Source organism: Sporolactobacillus caesalpiniae, assembly GCF_040513385.1.
Lineage (GTDB): Bacteria > Bacillota > Bacilli > Bacillales > Sporolactobacillaceae > Sporolactobacillus.
Map to the genome: position 1 here is coordinate 480,011 of NZ_JBEVCB010000002.1, position 15,575 is coordinate 495,585.

General features: G+C 43.7%; 17 protein-coding genes and 1 riboswitch. Of the genes, 8 read left to right on the forward strand and 9 right to left on the reverse strand.

Features of this window, described 5'->3' with window-relative positions; all coding sequences use genetic code 11:
* The first annotated feature begins 117 nt into the window (after positions 1-117).
* On the forward strand, positions 118-1,566 hold the full coding sequence (gene cls / locus ABWW58_RS05685) for a cardiolipin synthase (protein WP_353868229.1): 1,449 nt from the start codon (positions 118-120) through the stop codon (positions 1,564-1,566).
* Between the two features lie 51 nt (positions 1,567-1,617).
* Here cls and ABWW58_RS05690 read toward each other — a convergent pair whose 3' ends face one another.
* Positions 1,618-2,067, reverse strand: a complete 450-nt coding sequence (locus ABWW58_RS05690; RefSeq protein ID WP_353868230.1) for an acyl-CoA thioesterase — start codon at positions 2,065-2,067, stop codon at positions 1,618-1,620.
* Positions 2,068-2,166: 99 nt separating this feature from the next.
* A complete protein-coding gene (locus tag ABWW58_RS05695; protein WP_353868231.1) occupies positions 2,167-2,880 on the reverse strand; it encodes an AraC family transcriptional regulator in 714 nt (237 codons plus the stop codon).
* Between the two features lie 326 nt (positions 2,881-3,206).
* Here ABWW58_RS05695 and larD point away from each other — a divergent pair, with 326 nt between their 5' ends.
* Positions 3,207-3,917 carry a D/L-lactic acid transporter LarD gene (gene larD / locus ABWW58_RS05700; RefSeq protein ID WP_353868232.1) on the forward strand — a complete coding sequence of 237 codons (711 nt, stop codon included), beginning with the start codon at positions 3,207-3,209 and terminating at the stop codon, positions 3,915-3,917.
* A 101-nt stretch (positions 3,918-4,018) separates the two neighbouring features.
* Here the strand turns inward: larD and ABWW58_RS05705 are convergent, their stop codons facing one another.
* Both ABWW58_RS05705 and ABWW58_RS05710 read right to left on the reverse strand, forming a co-directional pair.
* Positions 4,019-4,678, reverse strand: coding sequence for a VTT domain-containing protein (locus tag ABWW58_RS05705; protein ID WP_353868233.1), 660 nt, complete (start codon positions 4,676-4,678; stop codon positions 4,019-4,021).
* Positions 4,679-4,895: 217 nt separating this feature from the next.
* Positions 4,896-5,165 (reverse strand): glutaredoxin family protein, encoded by a 270-nt coding sequence (locus ABWW58_RS05710; RefSeq protein WP_353868234.1) that lies wholly within the window; start codon positions 5,163-5,165, stop codon positions 4,896-4,898.
* A gap of 134 nt (positions 5,166-5,299) precedes the next feature.
* Between ABWW58_RS05710 and ABWW58_RS05715 the strand changes: the two genes are divergently transcribed.
* The 6 genes from ABWW58_RS05715 to ABWW58_RS05740 all read left to right on the forward strand — a co-directional run bounded on the left by ABWW58_RS05715 (position 5,300) and on the right by ABWW58_RS05740 (position 9,359).
* Entirely contained in the window at positions 5,300-5,860 is a 561-nt protein-coding gene (locus ABWW58_RS05715) for a GNAT family N-acetyltransferase (protein WP_353868235.1), read from the forward strand.
* 91 nt (positions 5,861-5,951) lie between these two features.
* Positions 5,952-6,542: an ECF transporter S component gene (locus ABWW58_RS05720; protein ID WP_353868236.1), complete on the forward strand. Its 591-nt coding sequence runs from the start codon at positions 5,952-5,954 to the stop codon at positions 6,540-6,542.
* A gap of 81 nt (positions 6,543-6,623) precedes the next feature.
* Positions 6,624-7,469 (forward strand): energy-coupling factor transporter ATPase, encoded by an 846-nt coding sequence (locus ABWW58_RS05725; protein ID WP_353868237.1) that lies wholly within the window; start codon positions 6,624-6,626, stop codon positions 7,467-7,469.
* A gap of 1 nt (position 7,470) precedes the next feature.
* On the forward strand, positions 7,471-8,331 hold the full coding sequence (locus ABWW58_RS05730; RefSeq protein ID WP_353868238.1) for an energy-coupling factor transporter ATPase: 861 nt from the start codon (positions 7,471-7,473) through the stop codon (positions 8,329-8,331).
* Positions 8,332-9,144: an energy-coupling factor transporter transmembrane component T family protein gene (locus ABWW58_RS05735; RefSeq protein WP_353868239.1), complete on the forward strand. Its 813-nt coding sequence runs from the start codon at positions 8,332-8,334 to the stop codon at positions 9,142-9,144.
* A gap of 101 nt (positions 9,145-9,245) precedes the next feature.
* The gene (locus ABWW58_RS05740) at positions 9,246-9,359 is read left to right on the forward strand and encodes a YjcZ family sporulation protein (protein ID WP_353868240.1); all 114 of its coding nucleotides are present in this window, start codon (positions 9,246-9,248) and stop codon (positions 9,357-9,359) included.
* Between the two features lie 217 nt (positions 9,360-9,576).
* On the opposite strand, the gene ABWW58_RS05745 is transcribed toward ABWW58_RS05740, so the two are convergent.
* The 5 genes from ABWW58_RS05745 to ABWW58_RS05765 all read right to left on the reverse strand — a co-directional run bounded on the left by ABWW58_RS05745 (position 9,577) and on the right by ABWW58_RS05765 (position 15,219).
* Positions 9,577-10,245 (reverse strand): DUF421 domain-containing protein, encoded by a 669-nt coding sequence (locus ABWW58_RS05745; protein ID WP_093672462.1) that lies wholly within the window; start codon positions 10,243-10,245, stop codon positions 9,577-9,579.
* A 12-nt stretch (positions 10,246-10,257) separates the two neighbouring features.
* Positions 10,258-10,710 carry a DUF3290 family protein gene (locus ABWW58_RS05750; RefSeq protein ID WP_353868241.1) on the reverse strand — a complete coding sequence of 151 codons (453 nt, stop codon included), beginning with the start codon at positions 10,708-10,710 and terminating at the stop codon, positions 10,258-10,260.
* A gap of 704 nt (positions 10,711-11,414) precedes the next feature.
* Positions 11,415-12,461 (reverse strand): N-acetylmuramoyl-L-alanine amidase, encoded by a 1,047-nt coding sequence (locus ABWW58_RS05755; RefSeq protein WP_353868242.1) that lies wholly within the window; start codon positions 12,459-12,461, stop codon positions 11,415-11,417.
* A 198-nt stretch (positions 12,462-12,659) separates the two neighbouring features.
* Positions 12,660-13,601, reverse strand: coding sequence for an aldo/keto reductase (locus ABWW58_RS05760; RefSeq protein WP_353868243.1), 942 nt, complete (start codon positions 13,599-13,601; stop codon positions 12,660-12,662).
* Positions 13,602-13,788: 187 nt separating this feature from the next.
* On the reverse strand, positions 13,789-15,219 hold the full coding sequence (locus ABWW58_RS05765; RefSeq protein ID WP_353867738.1) for a transposase: 1,431 nt from the start codon (positions 15,217-15,219) through the stop codon (positions 13,789-13,791).
* Between the two features lie 222 nt (positions 15,220-15,441).
* A riboswitch (SAM riboswitch) is annotated at positions 15,442-15,549 on the forward strand.
* Positions 15,550-15,575 lie beyond the last annotated feature (26 nt).

Below are 15,575 nucleotides of genomic sequence, written 5' to 3' on the forward strand. Positions count from 1 at the left end.
ACAAAATGAAGCAATGAAAGTTGCGCGCATGCTGAACTTCTGTTCCTCCCGCTAGCGTGCCTTGCTTGTTTAGGGTTATAATCAAGTATCATGTGGCAGTGAAAAGGATGTGGTGTAATGAGCGTTATCTCGATACTCCTGACGATCATGATCGTGATTAATATAATGCTCGGTGCGACCGTCGTTTTCCTTGAGCGGAAAAGTGTCAGTTCCACTTGGGCATGGCTGATGATTCTCAATTTTCTCCCAATCGCCGGATTCATTCTCTATATAATATTGGGACAGAATATGAGCAGACGAAAGATCTTCAAGTGGGATCATACGGTTCACCAAAGAACAAAAGATATCGTTAGCAAACAGATGCTGGCGATTGTCAACAAGGAACCGCCATTCTCCGATCCGATTCTTTATGACTACCATGGGTTAATTTATATGAACTTGAATAATGATGAAGCCCCGCTAACCTTGAATAACAGACTCTCCATCTATACTGATGGAGAGTCTAAGTTTCAGAATTTGCTGCAGGACATCCGTTCGGCTAAACACCATATTCATATTGAATACTATATTTTCCGGGGCGATTTTTTAGGAAATCAATTGATTGACACACTCATTCAAAAAGCAAAGGACGGGGTTGTGGTTCGCTTACTCGTCGATGATGAAGGATCAAGAAGGTTACCAAAAAAGCTGGTTCAAGGTCTGATTCATGCGGGCGGCAAGTTTCAAACCTTTTTTCCCGGCCGATTGCCGCTTCTAAACCTGCGCATTAACTACCGCAACCACCGAAAACTTGTCATCATTGACAGTACGATCGGCTATATCGGCGGATTTAATGTTGGCGATGAATACCTGGGACTCAGCCGGAAATTCGGATTTTGGCGCGACACGCATCTGCGTGTTGTCGGCGAATGCGTGATTACCATTCAATCGCGCTTTCTGCTGGACTGGAACCAGGCTTCCGGTGAACAAGTACCCTTTCAAGCCTACTATACAATGGATGATCGAACGCATTATGGAGATGTCGGCATTCAAATTGTTTCAAGCGGTCCGGATCAGAAATGGGAACAAATCAAGAATGCATTTATTAAAATGATTTTATCAGCGAAAAAGAACATTTATATTCAAACACCTTATCTTATCCCGGACGAAAGCTTGCTTAATGCCATATCAATTGCTTCGCTCTCCCACGTGGATGTGCGTATCATGATACCGAACAAACCCGATCATCCGTTTGTTTATTGGGCAACCTATTCAAATGTTGGCTTGCTGCTGGAAACCGGGGCGCGCGTGTACCTCTATCAAAACGGCTTTTTACATGCGAAAACCATTATTGTTGACGATCAAATTGCGACAGTGGGTACGTCAAATCTTGATTTTCGCAGTTTCAGCTTAAATTTTGAAGTGAATGCATTCATCTATCACCAGCAAACAGCCAAACAGCTTGCTCAAATTTTCAAACAAGATATCCGACTTTCCAAAGAACTGACAATGTCTGACTATCGCAACCGTTCATTCATTATCAAGTTTAAAGAAAGTGTCTCACGTCTTCTATCTCCAATATTGTGACCAACAAAAACAGCCGAGCGAATAAAGCAGCTCGGCTGTTTTCTAGTTAACTTAGTCTTCACTTTTTTCAGCAATACGAATCTGTCGTAATGCGGGTACGCCCTTCGGCGCATCTTGGTGTTGTTTGAGGATTCCTTTTATCGCCTCTGTCAGCGGCATAACTTTTTTCTCTTTATAATCATAACCGATCAGCGTTACCCGGCCGCGCGCATGCCAAATGCCGTTCGTTCCGGAAATCGCATGCTCAACATCAAAGCTGGAGCGCGATATGGTGCTGATCCACGTATAAATGGTCAATTCTTCATCATAATTAATCTCTTGAATGTAATCGCAATGTGTCGATGCAACAATCACACGCCAGTCATTCAGATCCATAGTCGGGGTAAACCAGCGGAAAATCTCGCGTTTCCCCTCTTCGAAATAGGTATAATAGACTGCGTTATTGACATGTCCCATAGCGTCGCAGTCATTAAAACGCACCGGAATTTTTGTCTTTATCATTTAAAAGCCCCCATAATCCTTGTTTACAGAAAGATAGTCACTGGGAACTAGTTTACCACACGAGCAGCATTGTGTGTCTGATCTGAGATTTTAAATGATTCACAACAATTTAGCTGCCCGGTATTCCGACGGCGACCGCCGCTCATATTTCTTAAACATCTTTGTAAACGATGCGTTATATTCATAGCCCAATTGATAGGAAATAGTCAGCACACTGAGCTTTGGATCCCCTAACAGTTCCTTCGCTCGATGAATGCGCAGAAAATGTATATATTCAAGCGGCGTCATCTTCATTTTGCGCTTAAACCAATCACAGTAGTAGGAAGGCGTGTAGTGCTCCATCGCCGCTAAGGACTTCACATCGATCTTCTCCGTATAGTGACTGTGAATAAAGCGAATTGATATGTTCGCCGGCTCATCAGCCATTTTATGAAACCAATAGTTAAGCAGCAAAACAGCTTCATCATGGTTATTCTGCATCACTTCATGGACCAGCAAGTCCTTAATTGATTGCCAGATTAAATTCGCATCCCAAATGAATTCGTTCTCTTCATCAATATGATTTTTCAACAGCTCATTGTTATAACGCTCGGGTACTTCAATCACGAGATTTTCATTTGATTCAGTGGAGCGGAGTGAATAAGAAAAATGAACAGGCAACAGGCAAAATTGTGAACTCGTAAGTTTTTTTTCTCCTGATTCGGTCACGATACTTATCAAGCCATGAATCGGGATCACGATTTTACAGTGTGAGGAGCTGCAATAATGCTGTTCCTTGCTGAATGACATAAAGTAAAAATAAATGCCTTCCAATTCGTTGAACCTCCTAATACTCGTGTTGTCTGTTCCTTAGATGACGAATGTTCTTCTCTTCATCGTTCTTCTTCAAAGCGACTGATAAAATCAACCGTCAATTTGGAGTATATCAAATAATAGTGACTAATGTGTGACAATGCTGTTAATAGTTACTCTTTTCCGTAATAAAAGTCAACCCAAATTATAGAAGTCAACAAATTTGCATTTTGTAAGCGTATACTATGAATTTTGGATAAAATTAATCAGAGAAATGGAAAAGAAATAGACTTGCATTCCTTTTATACTCTTCCTGTTAAAACAAATTGCAGGGGGAAAATGAATCAATGCATCAATTAATTGCGGAATTTTTAGGGACGGCATTAATGATTGTTTTTGGTGTTGGCGTACACTGCTGTGAGGTACTGAATACATCAAAATATCAAAATTCCGGCCACATTTTCGCCATTACAACTTGGGGTTTCGGTATTACCATCTCGTTGTTTATCTTCGGAGATGTCTGCATCAATCCTGCGATGGTTGTCGCTCAGGCAGTTCTTGGCAATATTCCATGGTCAAGCGTCATTCCAATAAGTATCGCAGAAGTACTCGGCGCAATCTTCGGATCAATTGTCGTATTCATCGCTTATTACGATCAATTTAAGGCTTCTAAAGATATCGATCGGGTAAAGATTCGCAACATTTTCTCAACAAATCCAAACGTGCGCAATTTACCACGTAACTTTTTCGTCGAATTTATCGATACGTTTATTTTTATTACTGCAATTTTAGCAATCTGCTCAGTGAAAACTCCGGGAATCGTGCCGATCGCTGTTGGTCTTCTTGTATGGGCAATTGGTATGGGCATGGGCGGTCCGACAGGATTTGCCATGAACCTCGCTCGTGACATGGGACCTCGTATCGCTCACGCCATTCTGCCGATTCCGGGCGGAAAAGCAAACAATGACTGGCAATATGGGATTCTTGTACCGGGCATCGCTCCTTTATTAGGCGCCGCATGTGCCGCATTATTTGCCCGCGGATTCCTCGGATTATAATCTGCGTTATTTAAAAGATAAACAAAAAGACCGGAAAGGCAGGATTTCCTGCTTTTCCGGTCTTTTTGTTTATGAAATGAAAGAGGGGGTCTCAAAGTAGCTCAGTCAAATCGTTTGCCTTTAAAGATATTCTTGACCATCACCAGCAGCATGGGCAAAATCGACACAAAGATGATCAACAGCATCATCATTGAGAAATTATCCTTAATGAATGGGATCTGTCCGAAGAAAAATCCTGCCATAAGTCCCGCTAATGTCCACACAACACCGCCAATAATATTGTAGAAAAGAAAGAATGGATAGTGCATACGACTCGCTCCTGCGATAAATGGTATGAACGTCCGTATGAATGGCGCGAATCGACCGAGGAAAACAGCAAATCCGCCATATTTATTAAAAAAATGTTCTGCCTTTGCCATTTTTTCCTTGTTAATCAGCCGATGAAAACGATTATGCTTCTCCAGCGACTGCCCGAGTTCACGACCGATCCAATAGTTGATCGTATCGCCAAGTACGGCCGCAATAGCGATCAGAATCACAAGCAGCCATATATTCAGATCGGTGCCATGATGCGCGGCAATCGCGCCTGCCGCGAACAGCAAAGAATCACCAGGAAGAAACGGGCAAATCACCAGTCCTGTTTCAATGAAGATCACAACGAATAAAATAGCGTACGTCCAAGCGCCGTATTGATTGACAATTTGTGTGAGAAATTGATCAATATGAAGAAAAACGTCAATAAACCAAGTTACAGAATCCATCCACACGTCTCCTTAAGTTTGTTTCATCCAATAAGCTGAAATCCGATTTGTTGCAAGAAAAGGCAGATATAATGATAAGCCTATTCATCATCGTACCTAATTTCTCGCAAATAGAAAACCCTCTATTAGAATCTATCAAATTATAAGCGATAATTGTTAACTTTTTCTGAAAAACAAAAAAGCCTGGGAGTTAGAATCCCAGGCGAGCGCTTAAAATTCAGCCAATGGCTTCTTTCATAAATGCTGTGATGGTTTCTTCTTTTGAATCACTTAATAATTTGCCCGTTTCTTTATCAATAAAAGTCGGAACAGTCATAAATTGATATTTTTCTTTTAGTTGAGCAAACCGTTCCTCATCATCTTCACGCACAAAAACTTCGATTTGGTCATTATATTTTCCTTCGAGTGCATGGTTCAGAACTACTTTTGCCCGATCGCAATACGGACATACTGTTTTTGTTATCATTAGAACTTTTTTATCTGCCATCTTGTTCACTCCTTTCCTATAGTGTAACCAATAGACGTAGATCCTGTCATGCGTTCTGCCCAGCATTTTAAAATTAGTATCTCCTAAGAACGGCTCCGATGTATACTGTAGTTAGTCAGAAAGGATGATCGGTCATGGATCTGTTCAAAGAAAAGCAACCGGAGATTCTTAACCTTTCACATTCGCTTCGATTAAGAAAATTTCAGTATAGTGTTCCTCAGGCACTGTCTTGGTACCAAAGCGCAGAAACATTGCGGCTCGTTTGCCGGCAAAATTGCGAGCCATTTGATAAGGTGCGACTGAAACGAATGTATCAGTATCTGGAACAACATGGCGAATTGTATTATATCGAATCAGTCATCAACGGCTCTTTCAAAGCGATTGGAGACGTTGCTTTATGCCCACGTGACCTGCCTATTGTTATTGGCGATCCGACATATCGAGGCAATGGTATAGGCAGCCATGTGATTTGGGCACTGTCATGCCGGGCGTTCACACACGGAATGACAGTAGTCAATGTAGAAGATATTTACGACGATAACATCGGTTCGCGGCGAGCTTTCCAGAAATGCGGATTTACAGAGGATAAAAAAACAAAATTTGGGCACTCATATCAGTTAACCATCGAGCAATACAATCGAAAAAAATTCGTTAACCGCTCTTTGAATTCTATTGACAGTGGTTCAGGTGCATAGTACAATCATCCTTAATCCCTTGTAACTTAGTGGGTTTTATCGGTATCATGACTTTATTTTTTTTATTTTAATTTTAGAGGAGGAACTAAAAATGAGCAATGAAAAAAGCATCGAAAAAAAAGCTTTTGATGTCAGTGACATTGTGCTTGTCGCCCTGTTTGCAGCAATCATCTATCTTGGTATTTGGATTCTGAGGATCCCGCTTCCGGCCGCTGTCGGGGCACCGTTCATTCATTTCGGCAATTCGCTTCTTGTATTAGCCGTACTGCTTATCGGCGGCTTCCGTGGCGGTCTCGCAGGCGCGATCGGACTTGGTTTGTTTGATCTGCTCAGCGGCTACGCTTCAACAGCCCCTGTGACTGTCATCCTCGCCTTTGCTGTTGCAGGCATTGTCACATACGCATTCCATCTATTGAAGCACGTTGACAAGCCTCTGAACATCTTTATCCTCGCAGTTGTTGCTGGCGCATCCAAAATCGTGCTTGAATTCCTGCATGGGTTGATTGAACTACTGTTTGGCGGCAGCGCGTTTGGCGCAGCAGTGGTCGGCGCATTCACAAGTCTTCCGGCTACAGCAATCAACGCGGTTTCAACGGTGATTATTGTTTCCGTTCTTTACTTCCCACTGAAAAAGGGACTATCGATTTTTGATTCAAACAAAGGGGTTTCCAAAGCTTCGTAAAACCGTGTATGATTAAGTTCGGACAGGTTCATGTCCGGACTTTTTTCATACATTTTTTTACCCTAAACTAAAGGAGTTCTTATGAGCGCTCTGATTGAAACCAACAATCTGCATTTTCAATATTTACATAATGATTCCCGGGAATCCTGGATTTTGAACGGAATAAACCTATCGATTCAAAAAGGTGAATTCGTCGCGATTCTCGGACCCAATGGATGTGGTAAATCGACGTTGGCCAAGCATTTTAACGCGCTTCTTGTGCCATCAGACGGTGACGTGCTCGTAGACGGTATGAACACACAAATCAATCAGAACCGCTTCGAGATCCGGCAAACGGTCGGGATGGTCTTCCAAAATCCTGATAACCAATTAATCTCAACGATTGTCGAAGAAGATGTTGCGTTCGCACCGGAAAATTTGGGTATGGATCCCTTAGAAATTCGCAGTCGTGTGGAGTGGGCGCTGAAAGCCGTTGATATGCTGGACTATAAGCGGCACACACCTTTTAAACTGTCTGGTGGGCAAAAGCAGCGTGTCGCCATCGCAGGCATTCTCGCCATGCGTCCGCAATGCCTTGTCCTTGACGAACCGACGTCGATGCTCGATCCGAAAGGACGTGCCGACGTCATGCGAACCATTCGCCGACTCAATCACGAGTTTGGTCTTACGATCCTATTGATCACCCACCACATGGAAGAAGCTGCACAGGCGAATCGGGTGATTGTGATGGATCACGGAAAAACGGTGCTCGACGACCGTCCTGAGAATGTTTTTTACCAAATTGATCTGCTCAAGCGCCTGAAGCTCGATGTACCGCAGATCTCCGAGTTAGTGGTTCGTTTACGCCGGCGTGGTATCCATCTGCCGGATCAGGTTACTCAAGTTGACCAATGCGTTGATGCATTGGTCGCCGCTTTGGAGGAATAAAATGGCCATTATTGAATTAAAAAATGTAAACTTTCGCTATGGCGCAGGTACACCCTTTGAAAAACAAGCGCTTCAAGATATCTCGCTCTCAATTGAACCAGGCGATTTTCTCGGCATTATCGGTCATACCGGTTCCGGAAAATCGACTCTGATCCGGCACTTCAACGGTTTGCTTCGCCCTGATTCAGGACAAGTACTCGTTAACGGAGACGATATTTGGACAGCTTCAAAAGACATTCGATCCGTCCGTTTTCAAATCGGACTTGTCTTTCAATACCCTGAAACACAGGTTTTCGAAGATACGGTCGTTCAGGATATCGCCTATGGTCCAAGGAACATGGGGATGGATGAAAAAGAGGTTGAGCTGCGTGTGCATGAAGCCCTTCAATTCGTTGGTCTGAATGATTCTTACCTTGAGCGTAATCCTTTTCGTTTGTCCGGCGGCGAATTGCGACGTGTCGCCATCGCCGGTGTGATCGCCATGAGGCCACAGGTACTGATATTAGACGAACCTACTGCAGGTCTTGATCCTGAAGGACGGAATAAGATTCTCAACGAACTGGAACAATTCCGGCGCGAGAGCGGCACCGCCATTGTTCTTGTTTCTCACAGCATGGAGGATATTGCCGAGCATGTACGGACTGTGCTTGTTCTTGATCACGGAAAAATTGCACTAGATGGGACGACCTCCGCCGTTTTTTCACAGGCGGAGAAACTGGTGCAACTTGGTCTCGACATTCCCCAAATGACCAAAGTCTTACTTGGACTTAGGGCAAAAGGCTATGCAGTGGATACCGGCGCACTGACACTAGATCAAGCCGAGCGCGCGCTTTTGCGATTGTTCGAGAAGGAGCGTCTCTGAATGACACGTGATATTACAATCGGACAATTTCTCCCCGGACATTCAATCATGCACCGACTGGATCCGCGAACAAAGATCGTCTTGACATTCTTTTTCATTATTCAGGTGTTCATTTCAAGAAGCGCAGCAAGCCTCTGCTTCTTAATCGTGCTGCTTGGATTCTTGATCGCCAGTTCTCAAGTTCCGGCAGGAAAAGTACTTAAAGGTGTGCGTCCAATGATTCCGGTGATCGTCTTCACCGCCCTGCTGAATATTTTTTATGTATCCGGTGAGCCCGTTTTCACTTTCTTCTTTCTTCAAATAACAAAACAAGGATTGTTTACAGGCTTCACATTGCTTGTTCGCTTGACGGCACTCATCGCCGGATGCTCATTGATTACGTATACGACCTCGTTGAATGCACTGGCTGCCGGTCTGGAGCAGCTGCTCGCACCACTCAGACGTATTCATTTTCCCGTCAGCGAACTGTCAATGACCATTTCGATCACACTTCGTTTCTTACCAACGCTGGCCGAGGAGTTTGATCGAATTATAGATGCTCAGAAAGCGCGCGGCGCGGAATTCAACAGCGGGAATCCGATAAAAAAAATCAAGTCCTATTTTCCTGTCCTACTTCCCCTATTCATGTCCGCATTCAGACGAGCGTTTGAATTAACGAACGCCATTGAATGCAGATGTTATCAGGGGGGAAAAGGCCGAACAAAAATGAATGTGCTTAAACTCGCCCCTAGAGATTTCTGCGCGATTGCATTTTTTGTGATTAGTTTTTTCCTAACCATTGCCTTCAATTATTATTTTCCCGCGCCTTACTAAGGAATATATACAGAAGGACAAATGCGATCGGTACATTCGCCCTCCCACTATCGGAGCGGGATACATATAATGCAGTATCCGATTGATGAGGGGGTGTTTTCATGGGCTGTTCAAGTAATGAGGGAGTCAGCTGTGGCGGATTCGGCAACGGCTTCGCACTTCTCGTTGTACTGTTCATCTTGTTGATTATCGTTGGTGCAGCATTCTGTTACTAATTCGTTTGAGCTCTGAAGCGACTCGTGCACCCGTCACCGAGTAAATGCAGCATTTTCAAATTTAAATACAAAGCCTCCTAAGAAAGGGTACCCGTACTGTGGGTGCCCTTTTTTAACATTAAGCTTCCTTAGTAAGATCTGAAAAAATAAACCAGACCAGAACTATTATTAATTACGTAAGGATCAATGATCACATTGCATCGAAATTCATTTACTTTCAGCTTTCAGTTGCAGTGACCCGCGTTGTTTTCTTCATATTGTCAGTGAAAACGCTGATTGTTCCTTTGTAGTATTCTGCGCAAAAGACATCATCAACAGATTCAATCCCCTGTTCCCGAAGCAACTCGTTAAGCCATTGCTCGTCTTTATCCATCAAATCCAACATATCATAATCAACGGATCCTTCAGCAACGAGAATCACCCCGAGACGATCACTGTCCTTTTTTAAAACTGTTAAATGACCGTTTTGTTCCACCTGAGCTCGGCGAACCTCCTGTATTGTATAAACATCTTGCATACGCAGCATTGTTGAAAAATCAGAGACAGACAGATTCGCCTTTTTGAAATTTTCCGGAATCATTTTTCCTTTATTAATGATGATGATCGGATCTCCATCAATCCATTTACGCACCTCGCTGTTCTGAGCTTTGAGAATACGCATCGTGATAATTAGCCCTGACCAAATCAGGAGGACGATCAAGAATTGCAGAATTGTGATATCCGGATTATAAATCACACCACCAATAATACCGCCTAATACATAATTTTGGATTTGATCCGCTGCCGATAACGGAGCTAAATTTCCTTTACCTGACATATTAATGAAAATGATCAGACATATGAATCCGATAACGAGCTTAACTGCCACATCCATGTACGAAAACATTGTTTCCTCCCTTTAATCATCGATAGTCTTTATCGTCGCACTATTTAATAGCTGAATCTGTTCAAGCACATAGTGATCAGGATCACCTTCATTACGCTCAAGTCGGAAAAACTGATCGTCAACTTTATATAACATAATTTCTTCAGGTGTCATGTGATTGGTATAAATTCGCTCCACCGGAACGTCCAGTTCATCTGCCAGCTGATTCATTTCATTGAGCACACCGCGATACTCGGATTGCGTGTGTTCCTTATTCACCCAATCATTGACTTGAATGCCGCCCAGCAAGATTAGAAGTATAAAAAGAAGAACACCGATTTCTTTATATTTATAAGGCATCTGCCTTTTTCTGAATCTCAGAATTAAGAAAAGCAATATAAGAAAAAGCGCTGCCATGAAAGCGATCTGCACAAACGCTGCCGCGCCCGTGTGACTTTCTATGTAGTGATAGCTGTAAAAATTCAAAAACATCATCCTCTACGGAATTTAAATCGAGTGACAAAAAGAAAGCAAGCCGATTCTCTATTTATTATGACGGTATAGACGAAATCTAACCGATTTGACTAAAAAACGTTCAATGCATCCTGATGAGAAGCAAACAGTGAAGACGAACGGCGCAGCAAAAATGCGTGAGTAAAAAAGGCCGCCAATTTTGCATAGTTCAAGCAAAAGAATCAGCGTTCATTCTTTACGACCTATTCGCGGTTCGTTACGAGTATGGGAGTTAAATCAGACCTTGCACGAAAGTCAGAGTTCTATGCACGTAACCCACTCCTGATTCGGGCTCATGCACGAAATTCGTGATCCAATGCACGAAAAAAGTGATTCAATGCACGATAATCAGAGTTCTATGCACGGAACCCACTCCTGATCCGGATTCATGCACGAAATCCGTGATCCAATGCACGAAAATCGTGATTCAATGCACGAAAACCAGAGTTCTATGCACGAACCCACTCCTGATCCGGACTCATGCACGAATTTCGTGATCCAATGCACGAAAAAAGTGATTCAATGCACGAAAATCAGAGTTCTATGCACGTAACTCACTCCTGATCCGGGCTCATGCACGAAATTCGTGATCTGCCGTGCATCTTACGTCTACTCTTTCGTAAAAAGGCACAAAAAAAGCATGCTTTTATACATGCCTCAAAAAATTGTTCGTTTAATCAGAATAGCGTATTCCATGTCTTCGGACCGATAATTCCATCTACCGTCAGCCCGTGACGTTTTTGATAGGCTTTAACAGCCGCCTCCGTCTTCGGGCCGAAGATCCCATCGGCAGTAATCGAAAGAGCGCGTTGAATTCGCTCCACATTTTTCCCTTTGCTGCCTTGTTTGATCAGTGATCCTGGATATGGAACCACTACCGTTCCGGATGATGCATTTGATTGTTTTTCGGCAGCCTTTTTCTCAATGGCCTTGGACAACGCCGAACGTGTCTTTGCGCCGACGATCCCGTCAACAGCAATTTTATAATTAGTTTGAAGTATTCGAACTGCTTTATCAGTCGCCGCCCCAAAAATGCCATCTGCACCTGCCTTACCAACACTATAACCTGCTTTGATTAAATCCTGCTGCAGCTTCGTCACTGCTGATCCTTTATCACCTTTTTTAAGCAATTGATCTAGTTGTGATCCTCCTGCTGGTTTTGCCGCGACAGGTTTGGACGCTTGATTTGGCGCGCTCTCTATTTTAATCTCCTTGCCGAGTATACCTTCAGCAATCGCTTTGCCAATGGCATCTGTTTTTCCGGCAACAATTTCCGCATCCGCCTTTGTATCCACAAATCCGCATTCAACAAGAATAGCCTGCGACTTAGTATTCCGAAGTACGTAAAGGCTGCTGTTCTTCTTGATCCCGCGACTGCGCAACCCCGTGACCGCGCATACTTTAGTTAAAACACGAGCCGCAATCGCATCGGTTTTGTTGTCGTATTGATACACTTCAATGCCGGTTCCGCCGCCTGCATTGAGATGAATAGCTACCGCTAAAGTGAGCCCACTATGCGCATTCACTTTCTGTACGATCGCAGCTAGATTTTCGTTCTGCGTTTTTCCTTGATCATCCGTGTCGTCATACACAGTCTGACCTGCCGCGCGTAAATACTTGATCGTCGCGTCTTTAATCTGGCGATCCACCACTTCTTCCTTGATGTATCCCCGTGCTCCTGGAACGAATGCATTATGTCCCGCATGAATACTGTACTTCGCCATGATTCGACAACTCCTTTTCTATATTTCTATGTCCGTCCTTCTATTTTGAAAAAGACAGTTCACTAGATAGATAGAAAAGACACGTACGCCTGGTGAGGTTCTGGAAAATATCATTAGGAGAGCGTAAAAAAACCACCCACGAGACAATAGTCTCACGAATGGCTCTTTCATTCGATGGTTAACTAATCACGAACTCAATCAAGCAAAAATTCGAGCAATTGCTTCATAATCTGAATCATTTAGCTGAAGGCTTCCACTCTGCACATTCGCAAGCAATTGCTCCGGCGTACGCGCGCCTGGAATTACCGGTCCAATCAACGGATTTTTCATATACCAAGCAAGGACAAGCTGAGCCACTGTTGCTTCGTAATTTGCAGCGATTGGCTTCAGCTGTTCAACTTTTGCAACATTTGCTTTTAGCTGATCCGATTTATAGAGATCAATGGTTAAGCGATGATCCCCTTCTTCAAAATGCGGCAGGTTGTCCGGAGCGTAACGTCCAGTCAGAAGAGCGGCAGCGAACGGCTCATACGGAACAAATGAGATGTGCTGTTCATTTAAATAGGGTACCAATTCCTTAACCGCATCCTGTTGAAGCAGATTGTATTGATTCTCCACCAAGTCGACATAACCATCCGCGTCTGCCTCTTTCACCAGATCCAAACTAAAATTAGATACGCCGATTGCACGAAGCTTTCCCGCTTCTCTAAGCCGTTGCAGCGCGCCGACTGCTTCAGCTTTCGGTGTGTCCTGATCGGGAAAATGAATATAAAAGATGTCTAAATAATCGGTATGCAGACGTTGCAGGCTTTCGTCCACAGATTTAGTCAAGAAATCCGGGGTATTGTTCAACGTCACCTTTCCATCGGCAGTCACCTGTTGTGCACCCTTCGTCGCCAAAACCACTTTGTGACGATCATTCTTTTGCAGCACTTCACCGATCAGCTCTTCAGAATGGCCGAGGCCGTACATAAATGCTGTATCAATCATTTCAACGTCATGATCTATCGCCGTCTGGACAACCTTTTTTCCGGTTTCATCATCCAAATTCGGAAACAAATTGTACCCGCCGATCTTGTTGGTTCCAAGGCCAAGAGGATTAACGTTTAATTCTGTTCGTCCGATTTGAATCTTTTCCATCAAATCACCAGCTTCACTAAAGATTACTTTTATCATAAAAAAGAAGTGATAACGTTGTCAAAAGGTATGCCTGTCAGCCAAAGAATGAATAAAGACCGCCTTTCCTTTTTTATTCCATATTAGAATTCCATAATTAAGTAGTTTTCACTGATACCTTAATAACTGGGCAGTCAAAAGTTCTAGGCTCTTAAGAAATCATTAATTCGTCCTGTAACTCAGGTGTTTCCTGCTTTTCTCGAATTATTTGCGTTATGGCTAAATGCTGATTTCGGGCAAACCGTTGAAAAATCGTCTGACGTAAATGAGCCATAATGGTTGCTTCTGAAGCTGCTCCCTTGGATGGGGTTCGTAAAAAGCGAAAAAGATTCTTTTGTCTCTTCGTGTCATGACGCAACGCAATCATCTGAAGCAAGCCCATCGCGATGCAGTGGCACATCATGGATCCTTCAATCGCTTTGACCGTTTGAACAATCCGTTTTTGTGCGCGGTCTTCGGTTATGTGATCCAGCGGATCGGGTTCATCCGATTTGCGATAACGGTTCAGTTTGGGCATCGAACGGCTCCAAAAATGATAGGCAAAAGCACCGAGTGACTGTTTCATCGCTCGAAAAGTAGTTTCGGTGGTAAAACGCCAGGCATAAAGCCGGATGATGGCCTCCGGTTCTAAGGATTGATCCGTGCTGGCAAGAATCGAACGGCGTCCACCCATCACAACGAGCACAAAACGCAGTTCTTGATACAGTCCTTGCCCCCAAAGCAGATCAAGGCAGAGATAAGAGACCGTCTCTTTTTTCCCATAAAGAGACAGACGGGTCGTTTGAAACTGGTTCTCCTGCGTTTCAAACAGTGTGCTTACATGCACTTTGGTTCCTTTTTTCCGTGGACGTCCCCGTCCGCCCGTTTGAACGGGGTGTTCATAAGCCACGCAGGAGGTTTTTGCTTTCGTCACCAGATCCAGTTGCGTGCTTCCTTCCTGATTCCGTTGATTCAACCGACGAAGTGCAGGTACAGACAAGAAATAACGGTCAAGTAGAAACAACGCACGTCCCAGCACCCGAGCGGCTGAAAATCCTTGATCAATCATTTGCACCACGTGGGAGTCTTGATTTTCATCGCACGTTTCCCATTGACGAATCGTCTGGACACCATCATGAAGGCGAAGAAAAAGAGGTAGGCAGAACAACTTTCCAGCGTTTCCGATCAGGATGCCCACAGAACCCCAGAGATGTCCAAAGATGAAGGCGGACTTGGATACATCCTCGGACTCTTGAAACAATTTCTTCACAGCGGGCATGTAGCGGGCTTCTTTCGCCTGTTTGACGCCATCGCCAACGAGAACCACGGCGCCCGCTTCATGCTTGAGCGGCGCAAACTTGAGCACCACGCGCAGCCACTGTTGCCGTAGTTCGCTCAAAGACCATGCGGAAGAACGAAAGAAATGAATCATGGACTCATAACCCTTCGGGTTTAGGGACAAGTCACGAATCACCGAAGTGATTCCGAGACAGTCAGAACGTATCATCAAACCGATAATGATCACAACAAACCATTGAAACGTAGCGAATCTATGGAAACAAGAACGGAAGAACAGAAGTACAGAATCAATAAATTTTAACATGGCACTAGTCAATCGCGAAGGAACACGATAGAATAAGAACTACGATAACCCTTGGCGATTTTATCCTCTCTTTTGTCGTAGAAATAGAGGATACCATAAAATCCCATTTAAGGGTTATCCTTTTGTTTATTCACACAGAACTTTTCACTCTCCAGTTAATAAATACTTGAAAAAAATATCGTTTTGTCGTAAACTACAAATCAATCAAATAATTAACTACAATTCTTATCTAGAGAAGTCGAGGGACTGGCCCGATGACGCTTCAGCAACCGTCGTTTCACGACAAGGTGCTAATCCCAGCTGACACAATCATGTGCGGAGGGATAAGAAGAGACTCGAACATGCAGCCTTCTTCT